The organism is Sporocytophaga sp., assembly GCF_017745095.1.
GTDB lineage: Bacteria > Bacteroidota > Bacteroidia > Cytophagales > Cytophagaceae > Sporocytophaga.
The window spans coordinates 1-1141 of sequence record NZ_JAGHZZ010000062.1; the positions used below are offsets into that span (position 1 = coordinate 1).

Consider the following 1141-nt stretch of genomic DNA (forward strand, 5'->3'; position numbering starts at 1 on the left):
CTAAAGTATACTGATTAATTTTGAAGTACAACATTGGCCTCTATAAATTTTCTTGGTGTAAGCCCATTTAATGCTTCATGTGGTCGTTTATTATTGTAATCTTCCATCCATTCTTCTGATAGGACTTTTACTTGGCTTAGTTCATCAAAAAGGTATGCATCGAGCACTTCTTCTCTATAACTTCGGTTAAATCTTTCTATAAACCCATTTTGCATGGGCTTTCCTGGTTGTATATATTTAATTGATATCCCTTTTGAAGAGCACCAATCAGTGAAGGTCGCAGAAGTAAATTCAGGTCCATTATCTACTCTAATTTGTTCTGGTTTGCCTCTCCAATCAATTAAATCTTCCAAAGTCCTGATTACTCTTTCGGCTGGTAGTGAAGTATCTGCTTCAATACATAATGCTTCTCGATTAAAATCATCCATTACATTTAGTATCCTAATCTTTCTTCCGGTTAATAAAGAATCACTCATAAAATCCATAGACCAGCTGCTATTAAATACAGATGGTGTAGATAAAGGATGTTTAACTCTTGCAGGAAGCCTTCTTTTAGTCCTCCTGCGAATATTTAACTTCATCAGGCAATAAACCCTTCTAATTCTCTTGTAATTCCAATTTAGGCCTTCCAAGCGAATCATGTCATAGAATTTGTCACAACCTCTTCTTGGATATTTAGAGGATAGCTCTTCAAGTTTCCGTATGACTTCTGAATCATCCTTTTTAGAACTATAGTAATACACAGATCTACTTATTTTCATGATTTTACAGGCCCTTTTCAGACTTATTTGATGAGTTTCTTTAATATAATCAACTCTATCTTTAAGCTCTGAGGGCCTTAAAACTTTTTTGAAAGGACATCTTTTAAAATTTTATGATCTAGAGCAAGGTCAGCATACATAGCTTTAAGTTTCTTATTCTCTTCTTCGAGCTCTTTAAGTCTTTTAAGCTCATTACTTTCCATTCCTCCATACTTTTTCTTCCAGCTATAAAAAGTAGCTTTATTAATACCTAATTCCCTGCAAATTTCTTCTGTGGATCTGCCTGATTCGTGCTCTTTTAGAGCCTTTACAATTTGAGTTTCTGTGAATCTGCTTTTTTTCATATGACAGTTTTAAGTTACAAAATTTGGATAACTTTA

The 1141-nt window shown here is 33.7% G+C and carries 1 protein-coding gene; it reads right to left on the reverse strand.

The features are described 5' to 3' along the window. Positions 1–14 precede the first annotated feature (14 nt). A protein-coding gene (locus J7604_RS26985; RefSeq protein WP_293903792.1) for an IS3 family transposase occupies positions 15–1105 on the reverse strand; the annotation gives its coding sequence in 2 pieces (ribosomal slippage) (positions 15–844 and positions 844–1105; 1092 coding nt in all). Positions 1106–1141 lie beyond the last annotated feature (36 nt).